General features: G+C 58.2%; 21 protein-coding genes. 15 read left to right on the top strand and 6 right to left on the bottom strand.

The window, feature by feature from the left end; translation table 11 throughout:
• The 4 genes from ACT4ML_RS20065 to ACT4ML_RS20080 form a co-directional block, all read right to left on the bottom strand.
• Entirely contained in the window at nucleotides 1-2,235 is a 2,235-nt protein-coding gene (locus ACT4ML_RS20065; RefSeq protein ID WP_444722456.1) for a CDC48 family AAA ATPase, read from the bottom strand.
• Nucleotides 2,236-2,497: 262 nt separating this feature from the next.
• Nucleotides 2,498-2,851, bottom strand: a complete 354-nt coding sequence (locus tag ACT4ML_RS20070) for an Hsp20/alpha crystallin family protein (protein ID WP_444722435.1) — start codon at nucleotides 2,849-2,851, stop codon at nucleotides 2,498-2,500.
• A gap of 157 nt (nucleotides 2,852-3,008) precedes the next feature.
• A complete protein-coding gene (locus ACT4ML_RS20075; RefSeq protein ID WP_444722436.1) occupies nucleotides 3,009-3,653 on the bottom strand; it encodes a helix-turn-helix domain-containing protein in 645 nt (214 codons plus the stop codon).
• Nucleotides 3,654-3,765: 112 nt separating this feature from the next.
• Nucleotides 3,766-4,374 carry an HdeD family acid-resistance protein gene (locus tag ACT4ML_RS20080; protein ID WP_138246875.1) on the bottom strand — a complete coding sequence of 203 codons (609 nt, stop codon included), beginning with the start codon at nucleotides 4,372-4,374 and terminating at the stop codon, nucleotides 3,766-3,768.
• Nucleotides 4,375-4,828: 454 nt separating this feature from the next.
• Between ACT4ML_RS20080 and ACT4ML_RS20085 the strand changes: the two genes are divergently transcribed.
• From ACT4ML_RS20085 to ACT4ML_RS20105, 5 genes are all read left to right on the top strand, one after another.
• A complete protein-coding gene (locus ACT4ML_RS20085; RefSeq protein ID WP_444722437.1) occupies nucleotides 4,829-5,587 on the top strand; it encodes a TrkA C-terminal domain-containing protein in 759 nt (252 codons plus the stop codon).
• A gap of 178 nt (nucleotides 5,588-5,765) precedes the next feature.
• Entirely contained in the window at nucleotides 5,766-6,188 is a 423-nt protein-coding gene (locus ACT4ML_RS20090) for a DUF2391 family protein (protein ID WP_444722438.1), read from the top strand.
• 139 nt (nucleotides 6,189-6,327) lie between these two features.
• Entirely contained in the window at nucleotides 6,328-6,981 is a 654-nt protein-coding gene (locus tag ACT4ML_RS20095; protein ID WP_444722439.1) for a helix-turn-helix domain-containing protein, read from the top strand.
• Between the two features lie 213 nt (nucleotides 6,982-7,194).
• On the top strand, nucleotides 7,195-8,280 hold the full coding sequence (locus ACT4ML_RS20100) for a response regulator (protein WP_444722440.1): 1,086 nt from the start codon (nucleotides 7,195-7,197) through the stop codon (nucleotides 8,278-8,280).
• A 64-nt stretch (nucleotides 8,281-8,344) separates the two neighbouring features.
• Nucleotides 8,345-8,917, top strand: coding sequence for a hypothetical protein (locus tag ACT4ML_RS20105; protein WP_444722441.1), 573 nt, complete (start codon nucleotides 8,345-8,347; stop codon nucleotides 8,915-8,917).
• A 13-nt stretch (nucleotides 8,918-8,930) separates the two neighbouring features.
• On the opposite strand, the gene ACT4ML_RS20110 is transcribed toward ACT4ML_RS20105, so the two are convergent.
• Entirely contained in the window at nucleotides 8,931-10,295 is a 1,365-nt protein-coding gene (locus tag ACT4ML_RS20110) for a restriction endonuclease (protein WP_444722442.1), read from the bottom strand.
• 135 nt (nucleotides 10,296-10,430) lie between these two features.
• On the opposite strand from ACT4ML_RS20110, the gene ACT4ML_RS20115 reads away from it, so the two are divergent.
• The 10 genes from ACT4ML_RS20115 (at nucleotide 10,431) to ACT4ML_RS20160 (ending at nucleotide 18,108) form a co-directional block, all read left to right on the top strand.
• The gene (locus tag ACT4ML_RS20115) at nucleotides 10,431-11,099 is read left to right on the top strand and encodes a DUF6166 domain-containing protein (protein ID WP_379730280.1); all 669 of its coding nucleotides are present in this window, start codon (nucleotides 10,431-10,433) and stop codon (nucleotides 11,097-11,099) included.
• Between the two features lie 329 nt (nucleotides 11,100-11,428).
• Complete coding sequence (locus ACT4ML_RS20120) at nucleotides 11,429-11,893, top strand: hypothetical protein (RefSeq protein WP_008580592.1); 465 nt, start codon at nucleotides 11,429-11,431, stop codon at nucleotides 11,891-11,893.
• A complete protein-coding gene (locus ACT4ML_RS20125) occupies nucleotides 11,890-12,432 on the top strand; it encodes a hypothetical protein (RefSeq protein WP_444722443.1) in 543 nt (180 codons plus the stop codon). Before ACT4ML_RS20120 ends, ACT4ML_RS20125 begins: the two co-directional genes overlap by 4 nt.
• Before the next feature lie 171 nt (nucleotides 12,433-12,603).
• The gene (locus tag ACT4ML_RS20130; protein ID WP_444722444.1) at nucleotides 12,604-13,764 is read left to right on the top strand and encodes a hypothetical protein; all 1,161 of its coding nucleotides are present in this window, start codon (nucleotides 12,604-12,606) and stop codon (nucleotides 13,762-13,764) included.
• Between the two features lie 66 nt (nucleotides 13,765-13,830).
• Entirely contained in the window at nucleotides 13,831-14,052 is a 222-nt protein-coding gene (locus tag ACT4ML_RS20135; protein ID WP_444722445.1) for a hypothetical protein, read from the top strand.
• Nucleotides 14,053-14,176: 124 nt separating this feature from the next.
• Nucleotides 14,177-15,178, top strand: a complete 1,002-nt coding sequence (locus ACT4ML_RS20140; RefSeq protein ID WP_444722457.1) for a DUF6610 family protein — start codon at nucleotides 14,177-14,179, stop codon at nucleotides 15,176-15,178.
• A 70-nt stretch (nucleotides 15,179-15,248) separates the two neighbouring features.
• Nucleotides 15,249-15,596, top strand: a complete 348-nt coding sequence (locus tag ACT4ML_RS20145) for a hypothetical protein (protein WP_444722446.1) — start codon at nucleotides 15,249-15,251, stop codon at nucleotides 15,594-15,596.
• A gap of 87 nt (nucleotides 15,597-15,683) precedes the next feature.
• A complete protein-coding gene (locus tag ACT4ML_RS20150) occupies nucleotides 15,684-16,631 on the top strand; it encodes an ArdC-like ssDNA-binding domain-containing protein (RefSeq protein ID WP_444722447.1) in 948 nt (315 codons plus the stop codon).
• 108 nt (nucleotides 16,632-16,739) lie between these two features.
• Nucleotides 16,740-17,717, top strand: a complete 978-nt coding sequence (locus ACT4ML_RS20155; RefSeq protein ID WP_444722448.1) for an IS1595 family transposase — start codon at nucleotides 16,740-16,742, stop codon at nucleotides 17,715-17,717.
• Between the two features lie 67 nt (nucleotides 17,718-17,784).
• Nucleotides 17,785-18,108 (top strand): hypothetical protein, encoded by a 324-nt coding sequence (locus tag ACT4ML_RS20160; protein WP_444722449.1) that lies wholly within the window; start codon nucleotides 17,785-17,787, stop codon nucleotides 18,106-18,108.
• A 362-nt stretch (nucleotides 18,109-18,470) separates the two neighbouring features.
• Here the strand turns inward: ACT4ML_RS20160 and ACT4ML_RS20165 are convergent, their stop codons facing one another.
• Nucleotides 18,471-19,871, bottom strand: coding sequence for a Cdc6/Cdc18 family protein (locus ACT4ML_RS20165; RefSeq protein ID WP_444722458.1), 1,401 nt, complete (start codon nucleotides 19,869-19,871; stop codon nucleotides 18,471-18,473).
• Nucleotides 19,872-20,993: the final 1,122 nt, after the last annotated feature.

Below are 20,993 nucleotides of genomic sequence, written 5' to 3' on the forward strand. Positions count from 1 at the left end.
CTACTGAAAGCCCGCTGGAGCAGCCTGTTCGTCAGACGATTCGCCACCCAGATCGTCGACGAGTTCCTCGTAGAACTCGTGCATTTCTTCCGTGACCGAGGGTTTGACTTTCCGAACAGCTTGCTCGAAGTGCTCCGCTTCGATTATGATCCCGTCAGCAGCCTCGTCGAGTTCTTCGGGCGATTCGACCCCGTCGCGTTCGATTGCCGTCACGGCCTCGTCCAGCGCAAGCATGCTCGCTTCTCGAACGATACCCTCGATATCGCCGCCCGTGTACCCATCTGTGTTCTCTGCGAGGGTATCCAGATCGACATCGTCAGCGAGCGGCATCTCTCGGGTGTGCACGCCGAAAATTTCGCGCCTGGCCTCGTCGTCTGGAATTGGGACATAGATGTTTTTCTCCAACCGACCGGGCCGAAGGAGTGCTCTGTCGATTATATCTGGTCGGTTGGTCGCGCCTAGGACGAAGACGCCGCGTAATTCCTCGATCCCGTCAAGTTCGGTCAGCAGCTGTGAGACGACTCGTTCGGTCACCTGCGAGTCGAACGACTCGCCGCGTTCGGGGGCGATTGCATCGACCTCGTCGAAGAAGATGATCGTCGGGGCGTTCTGTCGGGCCCGCTGGAAGACCTCTCGAACGCCTCGTTCCGACTCGCCGACGTACTTGTTGAGGAGCTCAGGTCCTTTGACCGAGATGAAATTCACGTTACTCGCGTTCGCAACTGCCCGTGCGAGGAGCGTCTTCCCCGTCCCGGGCGGCCCGTACAGAAGAATTCCTCTCGGTGCCTCGGTGTGAATCTTCTCGAACATCCGCGGGTACGAGAGCGGCCACTCGACCGACCGGACGAGCTCGTGTTGGACCGACTCGAGCCCGCCGACATCCTCGTAGGTGACGTCCGGGACCTCCACGAACACCTCCCGCATCGCGCTCGGTTCGACGTTCTGTAAGGCCGCCTCGAAGTCGTCCCTCGCGACCTCGATCTCCTCGAGAACGTCCGGTTCGATGTGGTCGGTTTCGACGTCGATCTCCTCCTGGACACGCCGCAACGCGTGCATCGCGGCTTCCTTTGCGAACGATTCGATGTCGGCCCCTACAAATCCGTACGTCCGATCAGCATACCCTTCCAGGTCAACATCGTCCGCAATCGGCATATCCCGCGTGTGAATCTGAAGGATTTCGAGGCGTCCATCCCGGTCGGGAGCGCCGATCTCGATCTCGCGGTCGAAGCGCCCGCCACGTCTGAGTGCCGGGTCGATCGCATCGACACGATTGGTCGCGCCGATGACGATGACGTCACCGCGGGCTTCGAGGCCGTCCATCAACGAGAGCAGTTGCGCCACGACGCGTCGCTCCGTCTCCCCCGAGACTTCGTCCCTCGACGGCGCAATCGAGTCGAGCTCGTCGATAAAGACGATCGCGGGCGTGTCCTCTTGAGCTTCGTCGAAAATCTCGCGGAGTTGCTCTTCGGATTCGCCGTAGTACCGCGACATGATCTCCGGCCCCGACAACGAAAAGAAGCTGGCGTCGATCTCATTCGCGACGGCCTTCGCAATCAGCGTCTTGCCAGTTCCGGGCGGCCCATGGAGTAATACACCCTTGGGCGGGGCGATGCCAAGGCGACGGAACAGTTCCGGATGCCGCATCGGCAGTTCGATCATTTCCCGGATGAGTCCGAGTTCCCGCCCGAGTCCACCCACGTCCTCGTAGGTGACATCCGGGAGTTCGGAGCGCTCCCCCTCGAGATCTTCCTCGGTAATTGGCTGGTCGCGAACCTCCAAGGTCGTTTGTTCGGTCACGAGAACGGGACCCGTTGGAGTCGTCTGCGTGACGATAAAGACGAACGGTTGGCCGAGCAATCGAAGGTGGATTGTGTCGCCACGAACGACGGGTCGGTTGAGGAGATGACGCTTCAGATACGGCTCTGCCCCACGCAGAATGATGCGCTCCGGGAGCGCAACCGTGATCGAAGTAGCTTCTTCCGGATCTACCTCTGTCACTTCGACGTAGTCGTCGATATCTACGTCCGCGTTTGCCCGAGTGTTTCCGTCGATTCGGATAACGTCCTCGGGATCGGTTTCGTATGCTGGTCGGACCGTCGCAACGGTGCGTCGACGACCGGTTATCTGGACGACATTACCCGGTTGAGCGTCTAATTCGTCACGGCTCTGTTGGCCGAGACGGGCAATTCCACGGCCGGTATCTTCCGGCGCTAATCCCTGGACACGGAGCTCGATAGGCATGATTGGTTTCGGGGTCTGTACAGGTCGGCGATCAGAACCCCATGATAGTATTAGGCATGGGTGTGGATAGCGGTAGAGGTTGCTCTGACTACCCAGTTATCAAGAGGGATGGGGAACGCCCCGAAGCGTTGCCAGAGATGTTCAATACTTGGAATCGAGTAATCACAGGCATGTTCTCCTCAATGGTCGGAAAAATGATTTGATGGCATACCTTCAGGGGCGCCCTTGTGGTCCTCCGATTCGTAGATACGGATGGTTACTCGATTTCGATTTCCTGGCTTTCCATTTCTGGCGTCTCAGATTTTGGCAGCGTTACTGTGAGTACCCCGTTTCGATAGTTCGCAGTAACCCGATCGGCATCGATCTCCTCCGGAAACCGGACGGATTCGACTAACGCTCGTTGCTCGCGTTCACTCCGAAGGTAACTCTCCTCCCCTTCACCCTCGTATTCCTCATGCCGGGCCGTAATGAAGAGAACATTACCCCGGACGCGGAGATTGATCTCCTCCTTGTCGAACCCGGGAACATCTGCAGATACTTCGTACTCATCCCCCTTGTCAACGAGATCGATATCCGCCTCCCGTAACTGGCGAGTCAGTCGGTCAAGCATTCAATTCACCTCAATTGGCCGGACGCGTTCGGTACTCCGTGTGTTCATTGCTTCTCGTGGGGCATGCTCCCCATGCACTATTTCCCGTGTGAATAGTTAGCATTGCAGGTTGCTCTGACTACCCAGTTATCCGCCGATATGATCATCGGTGACGAGGTCACCTCGTGGTCTCCAAGGCGTTTGTGACGAGTTTTTCGACGCCGCTCCGAATGCGTTTCGAGCACGCCTGCGAGCTGATTCCGAGTTCGTCCCCGATCTCATCAAGCGTGACATCGCTCGGTGACTTGAAGTACCCGTGGTCGGCAGCTACTGCGAGAGCCGTACGCTGTTTCGAAGTTAATCCAAAATCCCCGCCATCCTCGTTCGTACTAGAAAGAGGATAAACACGTCTGACTTGAATGTTAATTTCGTTGTCTTTACAGAAGTCAAAGAATTTTCCCAACTCCTTTCTGTCGCTGAAGAGCGTTTGAAGCTTCCACGTAGTATCCCCACTCGCTTGGAGCAAAACCCCATCTGATTCGAGAATACCGGAGAATATGTTTGTCTCTTCGCTCGACTGAATTCGATAGAGAACGTGGTCCCCGATCTGATCGATCCGTTTGAGACTCTTGATACACTGGTACCCTCGGAGTGTCTCCTCGAATCGGACTGCATCGTCGTCTTCAGCCCAAAAATATGGAGCGGCACCCTTCTGTATCGGGACTACCTGTTTGAGTTCGACGTGCCTTGGGGAGTTTCGAGAGAGAACTTCCCCGAAGTGAAACTCCTCCGACGAAAGTGTGAACTCGGCCAAGACGCTCATAGTCTACCTTGGTGGCTGTGACGATAATAGGTTCGTATAGCTTCTCTGAGATGAAACACCATCCAAGTCGTACATTCCGTGATGAGGACCATAACAAGGAACAATCCCACTACTAGGTGGGTGTCGTAGATTCGCTGGGTGTTCGATCACTGCTCTGCCAGCGACGCAGTCGGATTGCGAGCGCGAGCAATAACACGCCAAAGATGATCGCGTAGGCGGCAATCAGCCAGACTACCGCGAGGGCCCCGGGGACAGGAAAGAAGACGAGGAGAAGCCCGAAGATCACGGACGCGACGCCGCTCAGTGCAAGCCACCACTCGCTTTCGAGTTCCCGGCGGAGTTTAACCGCCGCGTACAGCTCAAGGGCTCCACTTATCAGGGCCCACGCAGCGATAACGTACAATAGTGCCACTGCCGTAATATTTGGCCACAGAAAGGCAACGATCCCCGCGATGACGCCGAGAATTCCTTCAAGCAGAAACGGCCACGCAGTATCGCGATTTTTGGAGGCCCGGTACGCACTTACAAAGGCGAACACACCATCCACGATGGCGTACGCCCCGAACAGGACCACTAGTACGAATAGTGTGAGACCCGGCCAGATGAACGCCAGTATACCAAATACAATCGCCAGGGCTCCTCGGAGCGCAACCAGCCACCAGTTCTCTCCCGTGACGGTGAGTATACTTTCTGGAGTGTGGCTCTCTGTAGCGTGGCTCATTTGACCTGCACCTAACTATGCTATGGTAACGACTCACAAGCGCAAAAAGCGCGAAGTTGCTGAGACAACCTATTTTTACCGTTTAAATGCCCCCGCTTTGGGGTATGCTGATCGAACTCGCCAAACCAGTAATATAAGATGTTTTGTCCAGCCGTTCACCGGTGCACTATTTCTTCCATCTAAGTCACGGAAATTGCTCACCGTTGACCAAGAATTGTATCGGGGGTTGCAGCGCCGATCATGCAGAAGTTGGCGCTCATACTGATGGCTCTGAGGGCCACTGCGTTCGTCATACGGAATGTTGTCGGAGCAGCGACGGACAGCGCTATTCTCTGTATTCCACGAATAGGCGGTGAGCACGACCAAACGTAAATGGGAGGAGCTCCGATGTAATCGGCCTACGACGCCTTCTGGGGGGTGTTTTACCTAGTATCGCGGCCAACGTCTACAGGTTATGGTCGCCACGGAATCGGTTGTCTCGTTGCTGGTCATCTTTGCCCTGTCACTGCTAATCGTCCGGATCGGATCAATCGCACTTCGGATGACGGGGCTCTCTCCGGATGTCGCCTCGTTTCAATCGACGTCGGCGTTCTCCGGTGCGGGATATACGACAGAAGAAGCGGAACAGACAGTGACGACACCGGAACGGCGGAAAATCATCAAGGCACTCATCCGGCTCGGGAGCGTGGGGTTAGTAAGCGTCATCGCGTCACTTGTCCTCTCGTTCACCGATGCTCAGGGGGGTAATGCTCTCAACCTCGTCTACATCCTTACCGGGGTCATTCTACTCGTCCTCGCCACGCGTAGCGAGTGGTTGAACCGATTGCTGACTCCGCTCATCGAATGGTCACTCGAACGGATGACGGATCTCGAACTTCGAGATTATACAGAAATGCTCGGTCTCCAGCAAGAGTACCGGGTTGCGGAAATCGACGTAGAGGAGGACGACTGGCTCGCCTACGAAACACCTAATTCGTGTGGCCTCAACGATGAAGGTGTCCTCCTGCTCGGCATCTTACGGGAGGGGGCGTACATTGGAGCACCCGGTCCAGACACCGAGATCGAGCCCGGGGACGCGGTCATTCTCTACGGAAAGGAAGATCGATTGATGGAGCTCTCAGAGCGCGTCGCGGGGAACGAGGCAGCCCACCAAGAGGCCATCGAAGACCACGAAGAAGAGTTGGAAGAGCAGGAGCGACGGACGAACGGCTGATTATCCCCGAGCCCACTTCCTGTGTCCTCGCTACCGTTGATCATCCGCGTCATCCGTGATTCAATCGATTGGGATCTCCCTTCGACATAACGCTGATCGACTGATTGCCTCCTCCAAACCGGACTCCACCCACGGAGACGAGTCGTTCCTTATCTCTACACTCCACGAAGGGAGCACTATGCCGAGATCACACCCGTTCAGAATCAGCGACTTCGTTCAGCAGATCGTCGGCGGTCTCTTCGTCGCCGGCCCACTCGTGCTGACCGAAGAGACGTGGCGCCTCGCGGATGGGATGCAAATTCAGCATATTATGCTGACGACCGCCATCGTGTTCGTGGTCGGCTACGCGCTCCTCTACGAGACTGATAGCCAGCACAACATCGGATCGGAGAGTAACGCTGGCATCGGCGGAGTGATCCCTCGCCGATTCATCTCGCTCATGCTTGTGGCGTACCTGTCGGTCGGACTCCTCGCATTCGCCTTCGACGCTCCCTCGACGTTCGAAGAAACGCCTCTTGAGACGCTCAGGGCCGTCAGCATCTGTGCGATCTTCAGTATGATCGGTGCCGCGACCGCCGATACGATTCTCGGACAGGGCTGAGGAATCGCTAGCTCCGCTAGTAGCGACCCCAATCACTTTGACCTATGCTAGCAAAGAACAAGACGAACTACTACCTGTACTGTACCGGTGGTGGAAAGCCGAGGAATCCAAGGAGAATCCGACGCGAGGTCGTGGATCCATGATAACAGAGGTTGACGTTTCCGTACCCGCAGAATCATTCGCACTCGGGCAACTCCTCCGCGAGCACCCAGACGCGACTGTCGAACTCGAACGGCGGGTGCCGCTCGGGGAGGGGACCGTCATCCCACAGTTCTGGGTCACTGGTGTCGAGGAAACTGCGATCGAGGCTTCATTCGGGGAGAGCCCACTGGTTGAGTGGTTCGAGCGGCTCGCCGGGTCTGCGGGATCGACCTTGTACGAGGTGCAATGGGCCTCCGACATTAACGGTCTCGTCCAGTCCCTCGTTGATGTCGGCGCGGATCTCCTGCAGGCTGAGGGGACCGACGAGGACTGGGATTTCCGAATCCAGTTCAAGGACCATGCAGATCTGGCCGCATTTCGGCGGGTCCTCCGGGCCGAAGGCATCCCCCTCACACTCCACAAAATCTCTAATCCGACCGTGGTCGATGAAGAGCAGTTGCTCACTGCCGAGCAGTCAGATGCGCTCGTAACGGCGTACAAGGAGGGATACTTCGAGGTCCCACGAGGAATCGACCAAGCCGAACTAGCGGCCCTCCTCGGGATCAGCGACAGCTCACTCTCTCAACGCCTCCGCCGAGGGACCGCCCGCATCGTCCAAGATCTCTATGAAGGAGGGCGACTCCGTACCTGACGGGGACGCGAGACAAAGCGTCCAGATCTATCGAGAGGGCACCGTATCGACGGGGCAGATGACGCACCCAGTGTCGGTGTCGCCGGAGCACTCTTTTAAACGGTGCCGAAATCGAGAGCAATAACCATCCCCTCGATCAACGAATGAGAGAATGAAGATGCGCGCCAAAGAAATAGCTACGACGATTCACGCTTCCACAGTCACAACCGAACGATGATACGGAAACAGATAGAAGGCTCACCAAGTGAAGCCGTCGTCACAGCGGTTGCCGAAGCCTTGGATGTGGACGAGTGTTCGTTATCACCACTCTACGAAACCGTCGATCCCGACGCGCTGAATGCCCTGCTCCGACCGCAACGCCCCGACGACAGTTGTGTGACGTTCAGTTGGGTAGGGTGTACCGTGAAGGTGGGTACGGACGAAGTCGTCGTCCGCCGAGACGAGACTGCAGGGGAGGGGATCGAACCTACGAGCGACCTAATGTCGCAACGGGAACTCCAAGAGAGATTTACCGACGACGTGGATTCTATCGATGTCCTTCACGTCGACGATGACCCTCAGTTCGCCGACCTGGTGAAGGACATCTTGGAACAGATCGCTCCAGATGTCGAAGTGGTAACCTGTGACTCCGTTGAAGCAGGATTGCTCCACTTAGAGGCGGAGGACGTCGACTGCGTCCTGAGCGACTACGACATGCCAGAGATGGACGGCCTGGAGTTCCTAAAGCAAATGCGAGCTCGCGGGCTTGAAAGCCCATTCGTCCTCTTTACTGGGAAGGGCTCGGAGGAGATTGCCAGCGAGGCCATCACCGCCGGAGCGTCTGACTACTTCCAGAAATCGGGCTCCATCGACCAGTTCGAGATCTTGGCCAACCGAATCCGGAACCTTGTCCAGAAGTCTCGATCGGAACAACGTGTGCAAGACGTGTACGAGGCGATCGACGTCGTCGACGAGGGAATCGGCCTCATCGACGCTGACGGCCGATTCGTCTACGTGAATCAGCGGTATGCCGAGATCCTGGGCTACGACCGGGAGGAGATGACGGGGAGACGCTGGACGATCCTGTACGAGGACGAAGAGGAAAGGACGGTCCTCGAACAAGAGGTGTTCCCCAACGTCCCAAACATGTGTTCAGACGGGGTCTGGACCGGCCAAACGGTGAAATGGCGGAAGGATGGCTCACGCGTCCGGACGGACCATCGATTGGCGTACACCCGGGACGGGATGATGGTCTGCCTGCTATCCAATCCGACCGACGTCAGTCACGATTACGACGGCCCAGTCGCAGAACAAGTGTAATATCCGAGTTATGTTGTTTTTGCGCCGGCGATGGGTGCCGGCGCACACGCGTCGGCGGTGATCGATGTCGACACGAAGTCAACTCCGATTCATCCAACGGAGCGAGACGGCAGACGAACAGTCGGAAACCGACCGCATCGCACAAATCTACCGCCACTCGGACGGGTATCCCGATAGCGTCCTCCGTGACCTTGTCCAGCTGAAGCAGCTGCTCGACGAGACACGAACAGAGCGCGGGCCTGCATACGCCGCTGCCCAGTTCCTGTTCCTCGACACGCTCTCGACGATGACCCTCTACGTGGACGAAGGGCGTGATCGGAGCATTCACGCTGACCACCCCTCGGATCTCCTCGAGCCGGACAATATGGAGCACCTCGACCAGCCGATGTTCCTGCTCGGACACGGCGTTGAGAACCCAGCCGACGGCATTCACGGCGACGAGGAGTACCTCTACGTCGTCGAGCTCCCGACCCGGAACCCGTTCGAGGACCCCTCGGAGTGGACCGTCAAGGTGAGTGGTCACTCCGCCTTCCCGCGCTGGGATGGCCCGACCGAGGAAGCCTTCGATCGGGCCAGCTGGCAGTTCCACGGCCCGCTTGGGCACGCGCTCGAAGAGGTGGTCGCTGAGCCGGCGTGAACGCTTAGCCCGCTCAGATGATGCCGCCGATGACGAGTAGTCCGACGACGACCAGCAGCGTCGCGACAACGCTTCCCCCGGCCAGCCACTTGTTCTCCATCGCCTTCTCGTGAAGCGGCATCGCGGCGTACTCCTCGCGGAACGCTTCGAGATTCTCCTCGTCGTAGAAGTACTTCGTCTTCAGCGCGAACCGTTCCGTCCTCGCACAGCCCGTACAGACCGGCTCGCCTTCCAGCCGCTCCGTTTTGATGTGGCTGGAGCAGGCGATTGCCCCGCAGTTCGGACAGTAGGTGTACGTCTCGTCGCCGCCGCTCGTGTCACAATGGACGCAGCGGTGGATGCCGTCCTCGGCTGTCACTCGTGACGGGCCTGCCGCGTAGTACTCGTAGGGATAGGTGTACTCCTGGAGGTCGGTCGTGTGCCGAACCTCGGGGAGGTATACGGGCTCGATCGACTGGACGGAGATGTCCGAGCGGTTCGGCTCGCAGGTCTTGTTGTACGTGACGTTGTTGTCGCCGGTGTAGGTCACCGTCGTCGTGTGGTGGTGCTGGAGTCGCTCGACGGCCCACTCCTTGTACTCCGTCTGAGTCTGGCCGAACCGGCGCTCCTCGACGTCGTCGAACACCTCTCCGAACTGCTCGGCATCGAGATTGACCGTCGCGTGGAGGTTCTCGGTGACCAGCGTTGCGACATCTTCGTCGACCACCTGCGGCTGCCCGCGTTCGGCGTGGGCGACAAATCGCGTCCGGTCGTTGATCCGGTGGATGACGCCCACCGACGTCTCGAAGACGGCGTTCGTGTCCGCGGTGACCGCGACCACCGGGCGAAACGTCACCGCCGAATGCGGTTCTGGGAGGTCGGCGGCCTCGATGTTCTCGATGTCGCGGAACGCCTCCGCGACGGCCGCGTCGACGTCGACGGCCGGGTCGTACGGGCGGAGCGTCTCGTCGCAGAGTATCTCGATGCGCCCGTTGTAGAGGTCGAGGCCGATCTCGTCGGCGATCTCCCGGAGGTCCTCGCCGTCGAGCAGCTCGATTGGATGAGGGTCGTCGTTTTGCTGGAGTCGGTTTGCGTACTCCTGAGCAGGGTTCGTGAACCGGCCGGTCGTGACGACCATCCCGCGTTTCGGGCCGTCGAAGTCGAAGGTCGCGATGGCGGAATGGAGCTTCTGGACGACCGGCCGTCCGACCGTCCCCGTGTGCTTGCACTCGACGATGATCGCACGCCGCGTGCCGTCGACGACCTCCTCCATGATGACGTCGCGACCCTCGTCAGCCGTGCGGTCGGCCTGGCGGACGTTCTCGTAGCCGAGGTTCCGGAACACGTCCTCCATCACGTCCTCGAACTCGAACCCCGAGAGATCGTCCAGTACAGCCATCCTCAATTATGTGGACAGTACGTTGCAACTGCCAAATACGTTGCCGAACGCAGCGCCGTCCTGTTTGTTGAACCCCTGAGAGGGGTGCGGGGGTCACCGAACCGCCCGCGAGCAACGATGAACGGGAATGTACCTATGGCCAGTTCGGAATCGGTTCCAGTCGCATCGCCAGGTCAGGCTCACCGAGACGCAGTCGAATACGTCGGCTTCCGCGTCGACGGCCAAGCCGTCGTCCTGAACCTCTCGGAGCATCGGCGACTCTCCCTCGAGCGCAGTCTGGACCTCGTCAACCACAGTCCAAGCGGGTTCGAGTGGGGGTACAGTGGTAGCGGGCCCGCCCAGCTCGCGTGTGCGCTCCTCCTCGACTACTACGACGATGAGCAGTTCGCCCGTGAGCACTACATCGCGTTCCGGAATCAGGTGGTCTCACAGCTGGAGTGCGACGGTGCCGCGGCGTGCTGGCACCTCCCCGGCGAGGAAATCGACGCCGCGATGGCGACCCTTACCGACGACGTCGTCGCCCTCGCCGACGGCGGACGGCCGTCACCGACGCTCCCCGAGAACTGGCGAGCCGTCTCTCGCCCTGATCGAAGAGTGTTCCAGCGCGCTGATCGCGACCACTACATCGTGCTCGGGGATGGAAGCGACGAGTGGCTGGTCGTGCTCTGCAGCCAGGGTGACCGGGCATATCCTGCCCCGCTCGCACATCGGACAGTTGTCGAGGAGGCTGACGTGGAACGGGTAATCCAAGAACTCGCCGAAGAGAGCAACGACCTCATCGAACCCCCGGAGGGGGAGCACTGATGGAGACGCTTCGACTGGCGCGAGCCACCCATCAGCTCCTCGAACGTGGTGTCGAGGCGCTCGAGAAAAATCGGGCGTGAACTGGAGCGATACAACGACCGACAGGAGCGCACCGACGACACCGACTCGTGACCGAAACTCACTCTCTAGACCAAATACGGAGTACCGGCTTCCAGTATACGCCTACCCCCGAGGGGTGCTCGTGACCCATCCATCGGGAGGGGCAGCCGGTCACGGCGCCGCTCGGTTTGCGGTTCGCAGAGCGCGTCCATATCGAATCGATCCCGCGCCATGTCGCCGGCGCGATCTACGAAGCACATCACTCCTATATGGACGATGTCCCCCGGACGAATCTCGTCCATCACGGACTCTGTTACCAGGACCAGCTACTAGGTGCGATTACGTGGCGCTATCCGCTGATTCGCTCGCTGGAGTACGACGGGACGCGATTCGAGGGTGACGAAATCGTCGAGGCAGCACGGATTTGCATCGGCGTCGACTTCCCCAATCTCGCCTCTGCCGCCCTCGCCCGGTCGATGGAACGATTCGTGCGTCGGCACGGTCGGCGACGAGGCGTTCGGCTCCTGCTGACGTTCGTGCGAGCCGACTTCGACGGCTCGATGATCAAAGCGCTCAGAGACAAGGGCTGGCACTGTGCCGGTAAAACGGACCCCGGCCAAGCGGGAAATCGCCCCGATAAGCAGATCCGAGAGCAGCCGAAGTGGCGGTTTCTCTGCGAGGTCCCAGCTGAGTCCGACCGGGAACAGGCCTCACTCGGGAGGTGGTCCCCGTGACCACGAATGCCAGTCTCGATGAATTCGTAGCGGAGCCAGATTCGGACAGCCAGACAGATGACGGCCCATCGGTCGTCGACCAGCTTTTGAAACCGGTATCGCCGTCGCTCGGACTACGGCTCGTCCCGGGCAGGGGTGACCCAATATACCTCCAAAACAGGGGGACCGAACGCTACCTGTTCCGAGATGACCACGAGCGATGGTTCATCCTCCAGCCCTCAGCCAAGAAATCGGTCGACGACTTCGTTCGCTGGGTGTATCTCCCCGAGGACAAGCCAACCGAGATCGCCCGAACAGCGATGGGGCAACGGACGGTTCTCGGCTACAGGTACGTTACGCGGAGCGAGGCCCCCGAGCCGGTGGCGACGACGGTGACAGCGATGTTCGTCAGCGAGCCTTGGCCCGATGCCACCTACGAGTGTGGATCCTGTAGTAGAGAGTTCGACTCACCGCATAGTCACGCTCGGCATTGCTGGGAAGCACACCCCTGGGTTCCAAATCTTGAGCAGGTCCGGGTACGGAGAGACGAATCTGAGTAGTTCCGACATCTGATCCGAGCCGTGGACTGGATCTGGATTAACCAACACTCCCCGCCATTCAGAGACGGGCGTTGGTTAACGTGGTGTTGTTTTTGCGCCCGGGAGAGGGGCGCAGGGCGCGAGACGATGCAGTCGCACGTCGACGAGGATTCCTCAAGTGAGGTGACTGAGATGAAAGATCCAGAGTCCAGAACCATCTTCGCTGGCGTCGATGGGCGTACCGACACCGAACTACCAGAGTGGTACCGAGAGCGACACGGGGATGCAGACCCTGTGACCTTCGCCGAGGCGATTCGCGATCTTCCGCAGGCCGTCGAGACGACCGTGGCGTACCAGAATCCGTACACCGACGAGTGGGTCGAGACGGAGCGGTTCAACGCGCTCGTCGAGCCGAGTCGAGCCCGGGAGCAGGCCCGAGATGAGGACATGGAGACGGACCCGTTGTTCCATATTCCGACTGACTCGTACTCGATCATCAACCCGGTCGACGTCTACGGGCCGCTGGAGGAGGTCCTCCGCGAGGAGACCATCGACGGGACCCCGCTGGGCGAGGTGATGTTCGGCGAGATTCGGCGTTACCGGGGCGGCGGCGAAGTCCATATGGACATCATGTTCGACGGCCTCGAGGTGCGCCTTCCCGGTCGGTCGGACCCGATTACGATGGGCGTCACGTCGGGCTACGACTTCTTCGGCGAGCACGCTGTCTACGTCGAAGGTTTCGCTCAGGATGGCTACTGCTCGAACACGATGCGCTCGCTCACCGACAAGGAGGTTATCAAGCACGTCGGCGACGTGCGGAACTTCCGCACCTGGTGGGAGGAACTCCTCACACAGGTCGAACTCGTCGCCGACGACCTCTTCGAGTTCATCCGAGACGCCCAAGATATCGATCTCGACTTCTCGGAGCTCCCGTTCACCGTCACGGAGTTCTACACCCTGCTGGGCTTCCCGGACTACCTGGCCGAGCGTGCCGCCAGCGATGCAGAAGCCAATGCGGCGTCCCCCTTCGAGATCGATATGTGGACGCTGCATTCCGGCACGACGTACGCGCTCACCCACTTCTTCCAAGGGAAAGAGGGGGCATCCCTCGATCAGTACGTCCGCATTGCCAACGACATCCTGTTCAACCCGGAAGGCACAATCGAGCGCGTCGAGCAGGCGTACGAGCAGCAGTTAGATGCGGACGGTGACGACGGGTCGCAGGCCTCGCTGGAGGGTGAACGAGCGCTGGCGAGCATCGAACGGGTCAGCGACGACCTGCAGGAGAAAGTCGAGCAATTCGAAGAGCGAGAGGACGCGCTGCGGGAGCGGTTCCAAGAGGCGATGGCCTGACGCCGCGTCGGTGATGTAGTCGTCTGTTCTGTTTTTCTCGCCCTGGAAGGGTGGAGGACTACCGAGATGGAACAGTCCACGATTAGCGACGGGAGTGACGACGAATTCCTACCTGAGAAGCGTCTTGAAGCACCGAATTACCGATTGATCAAGGCCGGTATCGCGACAATCCCGGATATGGAAACCCTCCAAGAGTGTGTTGCCTACGAGAACGCCCACCAGAATCGGACGCAGATCCTGCGCCGGCTCAAGTGGAAGGCCGAAGAGCTGCGTGAGGGCGAAGAGTAAGCTCTGCTCTTAACCAACACACTCCGCGTGAGTTCCCCCTATTGTTGGTTAATCCGCTGTGCCCCGGTTTTTCAGGCCCCTGAACGGGTGCGGGGCAGCCAGCAGCGGCCTCGCGAGCCTAATCATGTCCCTTAATCTGAGCTCCAGCGCCAGCACCGCCCGCGAAATCGCCGCCGCCAGACAAGCAGACTATGTGGCGTTTTTGCATCGAGCTCCGTTCGTCGGCGATGCTCTAGCCCTCGGATTTCTCCCCGGATTTCGCGAGGACTGTGGATACCAAGAGACGCAGTATCAGAACCTTAGCCTCCCCGTCGGGATGCTCGATAACGATTTTCGAAATCCCGATCTGGAGCGGTTCATCGACCGTTTCTTCGAGTACGAACCAGAGGTCGGGGTCATCGGGGATGTCGACGAACTCGACGACGTCGACGCCCACGTCGCTGCTGCTCGTGAAATCCAAGCGAGCTATCCCGAGGCCCAACTCATCGTCGTTCCGAAGTCGCGGGCGGTGATCGACGCGATACCCGAGAACCTCGTCCTTGGCTACTCACGAGGCTATGCTGACCGGTTGGCCCACGAGTTCTCCGACCCAGCCGATTGGAGAGGGCGGCGCGTCCACATCCTCGGTGGGAGCCCGCCCAAGCAGCTCGACTCCATTCGGCAGCTGACCAGGCCGACACTCACGGACGAGCCACCAGCCGACATCGTCGGCGTCGACTGGAACGGCCTGCATCGCGGCGCACAGTTCGGTGAGTTCTGGACGGCCGACGGCTGGGACGACAGCGGTCGCGACGCCGACCACGTCACCGTCCGAAAGACGGTGCGCCACAGCCTCGCTCGTGTCCGTGAGTTTTGGAGGACCCACGGAATCTGGCCCGAAACGACACCGCAAGACGAGGGGCTCGACGTCGAGTACGAGGGACCGAGTCCTGCCGATCTCGAGGACGCCGCCTGTACCGAATGCGGGACGAACGTCTGGCGAACTCGCCGCGGCCCGTACGTGGCCGAATACGATACCGGCGCAATCTGTGGATACTGCAGCTACGAGTGCTACTTCAGCCACCGTCATCGGAATAACCTGGAGGAGATTGCCGGCGAGCAGAGCGTCTACCTCCCGCCGGCGTGACTTCGCGACCTGTTTTTCGTGCCCCGAAGAGGGCGAGGGCTCCTTCGAAAGCTCTCAGAGGTGACTTCCAGTGAGTCAACAACAGAGTCCCGACAACGTCTCGATCGACGAGATCCCGGTCGATATCGACAACACGCAATCAGCCGAGGTCGATCCCGCCGACGTCCCCGACGAAATCGAGTCCATCACCCGTGGGCTCGCCGGTGAGCAGCCGCCGACGAATCCCATAGTGGTTCTCAAGGCGGCCCGGTGGTGGTACATTCACGGCAAGGGCGGCACGGATCCCGCCTTCCAGTGGGCCATCGAGTGGGCGCGTCATCTTGCGACCGACACGCCCAGTGACGTCGAGCGGTTCGACGAGTTCCTCGAGTACCTCGTCACGGTCGGCTTTGCAGACGAACGCCACGAGCTCCGCTGACCGACAGAGCGGTTTTTTGAACGCCCCTGAGGGGTGCGGCGCGGTCTAAACAGACGCAGTCGCCGTGAACTCGATTCGGTGATCACGATGTCTACGACCAGAGACTCGTCGGTCTCCTTCGACCAGACCGACACGCGATCAGACGAGATGAACAGTACCATCGAACAGTGGATCGACGACCTCGTCGCCGGCGTCGACGACGCGCAGGCCAGCGCGGAGTTCCAGGAGTGGCTGGACGTCCAGAGTCGTTTCCACGACTACTCCTACCGGAACACGCTCCTCATCAAGCGGCAGTGTCCCGAGGCGAGCCGGGTGGCGGGCTACCGGACGTGGCAGGAGGAGTTCGACCGCCACGTCAAGGAGGGTGAGTCGGCCATCTGGATCTGGGCGCCGATCATCACCAAGCAGTGCCCGGAGTGCGAGAATTCGCCGAGCTATCACGAGGATAGCGACTGTGACTACGACGAGACGCCGCCCGAGGAGTGGTCCGAGGGGCTGGTCGGGTTTAAGCCCGCGCCGGTGTTCGACGTCTCCCAGACCGAAGGTGAGCCGCTTCCCGACCTGGACACGGAAGCGACCGGCGACGCCGGTGACCTCGTCGAACAGCTAACTGCCGCCGCTGATGAGCTCGGCGTGACGGTGCGAATCGTTCCAGCCGAGGAGTGGACCCACGGCGAGGCGAAGGGCATCTGCGAGCAGCTAAGCCTCGTCGACGTTCAGCCGCTCGTCGAGGTGCGTGATCGGGAGAACGAGGCCGACCTTGCGCGGACGTTGATTCACGAGTACGCGCACGCCCTGCTCCACTTCGACGTCGACGACGACACCGAGCGGTCGAAACGCGAAGTCGAGGCCGAAGCCGTCGCGTACGTCGTCGGGCGCTACTGCGGGCTCGACACCAGTGGGTCAGCGTTCTACCTCGCAGCCTGGGAGTCGGACGATCCCGAGGTCGTCCGCGAGCGGCTTGGACGGATTAGTCGAACGGCAGAAGAGCTCATCGACGTTCTCGAGAGCGAATCCTCGTCCCAGCCCGGTTAACCAACAGAGTGATGGATTCCTCCCGCTCTGTTGGTTAAGTTTTTCCGCTCTTGTGTAGAGCTACGGAAAGATCCTGTTGTTACACTGAGCCGGCACTAATTTGGCGATATGGCTTCTGCTCAGCCGGCGTTCGGCGCGATGTTTCGAGAGCTGATCGAGCTGGGCGTCGTCGAGATCGACACGGAGCCGCTCGATGCGGGCATCGAGCGGCGACTCAAGGACTTCTGGGAGAACACATCTTGTCCACGGTGCGGGCACACCGCCATTCAAACGTGGCCGCATCTCGACCGCGTGTGGTGCCGAGACTGCAACTTTAAGCCGGTATACACCTACGGAACGCCGTTCCACGAGAAGCATCTCACCTGCGGCGAGGTACTTCTCGCGTTCACGCTCTACGCCGATACGTTGCTCAGTATCAACCAGATCGCGCCGTTGCTCGGTCGAGCCTACAAAACCGTTCACACGGCGATTCGGGAGGTTGAAGCCGCGATGGATCGCGGCTTCCCCGTTGTCTGGAAGCTGCTTGACCAGACCATAGATAGCCCGACGCAAGTCGACGAGTCTGGTAGAGTCTGTTCGGGCTACAAAGGCCAAGAGCCGCCGCGGAACAGCCGTTCTCGCGGCGGCTCGTCTCAGAGAGGGCGCTCACGCTGGCGAGGACGGAATGGTGATCAACTGACGCTCGTCGCGGCGTGCCGCGACTCGCTTCGGGTGATTCGCGGCCAGTTCGGCATCGACTATGAAGGCGATCTGGAACCAGTAATTCAGGAGGTTGAAGACCTCTCCCAGCCGCTGGGAGAGGTTTGGACCGACGGACTCCAGGCGTATCGAGAAATGGAGCGTGACCACCGGACAGTCGTCCACAAAGAGAGATACGTATCGCCTGACGGCGTCCATATTAACCAAGCAGAGTGCCTGTTTTCGCTCGTCCAGCCGTGGATGCGGAAGTTTCGCGGCCTGTCCAAGCAGGGCTTGGAACAGGCCGCTCACACTTTCGGCATCGTTCGGTCACTCACCCTGACTGGCGAATCCGTCGATTCAACTATTGATTGTCTCGTTATCGGGGCTTTCCGCAGTTCTACATAAGAGCGAGTCGTCTTAACCAACAAAACTATGGATTAGCGGGTTATGTTGGTTAACACGAGAGTAGCCGATGTCCTACGAACCCCCGACCCCACCGGCGAACCTCCCGACGGAGATCGTTAACACGCTCAACGAGTCGGACCCGGAACGGCTCCGAGACGTTGCTACGTACGTCGAAGCGCTAACTGAGCACAAGGAACGTGAGGCCCGTCTCGAGGAGGCAGCAGACCAGGACGAGGTGAAGGAGCGACCGGACGACCTCCCGGATGACGTTCCCTCAAAAGCGACTATCACGATCAAGGAAATCAACGACAATCGCTACTACTACTGGCAGTGGCGGGACGGGGACAAAGTCCGCTCTCAGTACAAAGGCCCGGTCAATTCGGACGAATAGAACTCGGGGAGAGACGACACCCACCCCACGTTTCCGTTGTAATTGGTTGGTGGGGTGATACTGAGATTACGGAGACCACACCTCCCGTATTTCTGTCATTTCTCTACAACATCCCCATCATTGATGGCACTAACAACGATAAAATCGTAGGACACACCCCCCGTTTTCGAGCTGTAAATGGGAAAGGGCGAAAAGAAAGCACATCACATCCAATAACACGTCGAATTTCTTAGCTCCCACCCCCCGTTTTCGAGTAGTAACGAGAAACTCCGACGAATGACACCCCCCATTTTCGAGTTGTAACACATCTCCTATAGCCCAAACACCCCCCGTTTTCGAGTAGTAAGTATGCAGAGCTGAGATTAGTCCTTGCTTCGGAACTGCTTCAGCCGTTCGCGTACAACCGCGCTGATAGTCGCATCTTCATGAGCTAGGTCTTCGAACCGTGAATCCTCACGAATCGTCTCCATGATCGTTTCCGGATCCTCAGAGAGGGAGAAATACATATGCACTCCTCTACCTCGACCCTTGCCTCGGCGCTCGAAGTCTAACACTCCGTACGTGCTCTGCTCAGTGACGTGGTTTACGAAAGTCTCGCGACTGTACTGATCCGTATCCATCGTATCAGCAATGAATTGGTACGTTTTGAACGCAGGTCCAGCTGGTATCCACTCAGGATATTCTCTTGCATAATGGGCAGTGGCCGCCACAGCGTAGATCGAGAGTTTCTTTTGAGTCGAGATTCCGCTGATATGGCGGAGTTTGCGATTTTCAGTATATTTCTCTTGAGCCTCACGGACATCAGTCTCGGTGACTGTGTCAGCACCACGCCGTTCCGCTAATTCGCCAGCCCATCTGAGGAGATCAATCGCTTTCCGCGCGTCCCCGTGCGTTTGGGACCCGAACGCAGCAACAAGCGGAATGACGTCATCCGCAAGTGATTCCGGTTTGAATGCGTCTCGCCGGTTTTTGAGAATACTACGGAGCTGCGTCGCATCGTAATCGTCGAAGAAGATATCGTCAGGATTGTAGGAACTCTGTGCGCGGCTGTTGAGATTCTTCATGAAATCGGCGTAGTTCGTGATAGTCGTAAGTGAGATCGGACCATCAAAGTCGGCAAGTTTTCGAGCCCGAGAAAGCTGGTAGATGAGAGAGTTGTATTCTGCCTCTTGATACGGTCCCTCGAGCGTATCGATCTCATCGAGGATGAAAATGACACCGTCGTAATGCTCACGCATTAGTTCGTACAGTCGCTCAAGCTTTTGATCCGTTGAGACGCCAGTTTGGGGAACACCAGGATCAACACCGAGGTCATCGGCAGCAGCTTTAACTAACCGATAGACAGCACGATCTGCTGTCTTCGGCCCCTCACAGTTGATAGAGAGGACTCCGAAGGTCTTGCCTTGTGACTCACACAGTTCGACGATCTGTTTACAGACTGCATGAATGATGAGCGACTTCCCAGTTCCAGAGGGACCACTCAGAAGCATATCAGGGATCCCTTGGTTCTGGAGCACTGGTTTGAGATTATCGACGACACGACCCAGCTGGTTATCACGACCGACGATACGATCCTCGTCAATGATAGTATCTGATCGAACGAGATCTTTGCTCGCGAAGACTCCACCGGACGACTCAGTTTGTAGCCGATCCCGGATTGAGATGCCGCCATCATTTCCGTTTGCTGCCTCTTGAGATGAATCGGTAGGTTCCGATTCATTCTCGAACGTCGTTTGTGACGTATCGGGAGACTCTACATCCATTGACTCGGGATTTTCAGGATCAGTAGAGGAGGATTCATGATCCTTCTCATCTGACGGATGATCCGATCCTGTTCTTCGTCCCTCTCGTCCCATTATGAGCCCTCTCGAACTCTGGGTATAAAAATATGGGCCCTTGTAGAGTTGTAACCGGTCGAAAACAGGCTATTTAACAACCATATCTGCCCATTCTCGGAATATGGCTGATACCGTCTTCGGAATCTATCACCCACCATTATCGAGTTGTAACGCATCCTCGAGGATCTTCATCATCGAAATCCTTGCGTGACCCAGACCCCCCGTTTTCGAGTTGTAAGAGGTTGAGGGGGGTGGCATATCTGTCACGGTTCCCCACCACCCCATTTTCGAGTTGTAAGTACAAGTGAGTCGAATTGAGCACAGAAGTAAAATCCAAACTATTGGATTCTGTGAATGAGGTCCTATGTGAGACGGCCCGTTCCACACACCCCGTTTTCGAGTAGTAAGTGCCAGAATCGTCGCAAAAGGACGATACTTGCAGGTTCAGTTCACGAATGCCAATAATATCAGCCTACATATACCAGGACTACTGGATCCGATTTGGGAATCTTGAACACACTACCCCCTCCCCCCTTTTTCGAGTTGTAAGTCGTTGAGTACAGATCACTCAAAACGCCGAGTCGGGAGAGGTTAGGTTATTAGAGTGGATAGAGAGGCCCTGAAATGCCATTATTTATGGAAAAGATCGTGCGCTCTTTGAAATTCTAATCATCTAGCTTAGCTAGATGATTTGTTCTCTCGTCCTCTAGTGCGGTTATGGTTAACAAGACTATGGGATAAACTTTCGCATCTCTAGTTGCAATCTGTAGAATCACTTTTTCAAGCCTCCTATTGCGTGTATTCGCTATAATCGACTACTTTACTGTCCCTTTTACTCCTCACCCCTCCCCTTCGTCACGAGTTTACAACTCGAAAAAGGGGGGAGGGGGTTCGCCAGAATCAGTCTGTTATAACGATCACACGTGTATCATCAAGTTCACGTCGAATGAGGTTCCGATCCCAACCCAATCCCATTGAGTAGCTTAAGACACGATTCTACTCGACGAACCGCTCCACAGCAACGTCACCAGAATGGAGCGCTTCGAT

It is taken from the genome of Natrinema sp. LN54 (assembly GCF_052439245.1).
Classification (GTDB): domain Archaea; phylum Halobacteriota; class Halobacteria; order Halobacteriales; family Natrialbaceae; genus Natrinema; species Natrinema versiforme_A.